We start from the raw sequence: 2,658 nt of genomic DNA on the forward strand, positions 1-2,658 counted from the left end.
ATTCCCTCCAAATCACGCATATCGCCGAGACCCGTAGGTTGGCGTTGAGCCTGCGAAACCCAACACTCCGCCAATTGTCCTCGCGATCGCAATTTACCAATGAACAATTGCGATCGAATAAATGTACACCATTCATTCCTAAAGGTTGGCATTGGGAGATTTCGGCAAGTCGGGTTTCATAAATTCAACCCGACCTACTGTTTGAAATCTTCGTTACGTCACCACAATAACTATTTCTAGGCTGAGCTAGCCAGGACAGCAGTTGCACTCATCTGTTTTTCCTGAACTAGGGCTGATGACGGATGATATTTTCCAGGCGGCTGAATTGTAGAGGTTACTGTAAACAAAGCTATCCGTTTGCAACAAAGACGCAGAAATTACAAACAAAACTTTAGCTAGTGAACACAATGGGAAGTAGGCACTCGCACAATCGGAGGTCAACCCCATGGTCGTCCAAGATACACCCACCACACCCACCGCTGCGCCTGCCTACGAAACTACCACCCAAACCATTGCCAAAGAACTACTGGCCCAAACCCAAGAGCGCCAGGGTTGGCTCGGCCAAATTCGCGATCGCATCCAACTCCACGACCAGCTACTCGGCTTCGCCATGGCCAATCCTGGCCTGCGCGTTCAATTATTTCGCCTGATCGACTGTCTCCCGGCCCTCTCCGATAAAACCGAAATCGCCCGTCATATGGATGATTATCTAGGGCAAGACATCGTTGAGCTACCCGCCCCCCTCAAAGCGCTGCTCAACTTTACCCAACCCGATTCAGTGCCTGGTCATCTGGCGGCCACCACCTTCTCCACAACAGTCGCCACACTGGCCAAAAAATATATTGCAGGCGAAACGATCGACCAAGTTTTTAAGAGTTTAAAGCACCTTAAAAAACAAAATCTCACCTTTACCCTCGATCTATTGGGTGAAGCTGTTATTACTGAAACAGAAGCCGAAGATTATCTCAATCGTTATTTGTTGTTAATGGAACAATTGGCTACACGCTTTCCTACTCAGCCGGTGTCCCCTGAGCGAAGTCGAAGGGAACGCCTACCCAACGCTCAAGTTTCAGTCAAGCTAACGGCCTTTTATTCCCAATTTGATCCTCTAGACCCCATCGGCACCCAAACTAAGGTTAGCGAACGTGTCCGCAAATTGTTGCGGAAAGCTGGGGAGTTAGGTATCGCTGTCCATTTTGACATGGAACAATATGTCTACAAAGATCTTACCCTGGCAATTCTGAAAGATGTGTTGATGGAAGATGAATTTCGTCAGCGTAGCGATATTGGAATGACCCAACAGGCTTATTTAAGAGACAGTTATCAAGACTTGAAAGAGATTCTTCAGTGGGTGGCTGAGCGCGGTACTCCCCTCACCGTCAGGCTGGTTAAAGGTGCCTATTGGGACCAGGAGATGATCAAGGCTATCCAGCATGGCTGGGCACCGCCGGTTTATCGTCATAAAGTTTCGACCGATGCCAATTTTGAACGGATGACTCAGCTACTGTTGGAAAATCATCAGGTAGTGTACGCCGCGATTGGTAGCCATAATGTGCGATCGCAAGCCCATGCCATGGCCATTGCCGATGCCCTGCAAATTCCCAAACGCTGCATTGAGCTGCAAGTTCTTTATGGCATGGCCGATAAGCTTGCTGTTGCTCTAGCCAAGCGCGACTATCGTGTCCGTGTCTATTGCCCCTACGGTAAACTCATCCCTGGCATGGCCTACCTGATTCGTCGCCTGCTGGAGAACACCGCCAATACCTCATTCCTGCGGCAAAGGTTAGACGCAACACCGATAGAAGATCTCCTGGCTAAACCCACCTTTGCCGAAGTCGATGTGCAACCTGCTGACCCTGTCCCTGTGGAACAATTTGCCAATGCTCCCGATACTGACTATGCGCAGCGATTGGCCAGACAAACGGCCCAGCAGACACTAACTCAGGTTCGTAATCAGTTGGGCCAAACCCATTGGTCTTGGGTGAATGGGCAATACCTACCAACGGAAATCCTGGTGCCGTCGGTGAACCCTTCGAATCCTGTCGAGATTGTGGGGCAGATTGGCTTGCTGGATACGAACCAGGCGGATATGGCTGTTGCCGCTGCTAAGGCTGCCGTTGCCAGCTGGCGACATACCCCAGTTTCAGAACGAATCGCCTGTCTGCATCGTGCAGGTGAATTGATGGCAGCTCGCCGTGCAGAATTGGTTGCCTGGATTGTTTTAGAGGTCGGTAAACCGTTGCGAGAGGCGGATGCGGAAGTGTCAGAAGCGATCGATTTCTGTCATTATTATGCTGATGAGATGGAGCGGCTGGAGCAGGGAAAAGCAGCTGATCTGCCTGGGGAGACAAATCGATATCGCTATTTCCCAAGGGGGATTGCGCTGGTAATTTCGCCGTGGAATTTTCCGCTTGCGATCGCAACTGGCATGACCGTTGCTGCCCTTGTCACTGGCAATTGCACCTTGCTCAAACCTGCTGAAAATTCCGCAATTATTGCTGCTAAACTAGCTGAGATTTTAATCGCAGCCGGTTTCCCTCCAGGTGTTTTCCAACTGTTATTTGCTAAAGGTTCGACCGTAGGGGCCCATCTCGTTCAACATCCCGACATTCACCTGATTGCATTTACGGGGTCCAGGGAGGTGGGTTGTCGTATTTA

At 50.2% G+C, this 2,658-nt stretch carries 1 protein-coding gene; it reads left to right on the forward strand.

Translation table 11 applies throughout. From position 1 onward, the window contains the following. Positions 1-445: 445 nt before the first annotated feature. A partial coding sequence (locus DXZ20_RS04950; RefSeq protein ID WP_163703402.1) for a proline dehydrogenase family protein occupies positions 446-2,658 on the forward strand: 2,213 nt, incomplete at its 3' end.

This window comes from Adonisia turfae CCMR0081, from assembly GCF_011009555.1.
GTDB classification, from domain to species: domain Bacteria; phylum Cyanobacteriota; class Cyanobacteriia; order Phormidesmidales; family Phormidesmidaceae; genus Leptothoe; species Leptothoe turfae.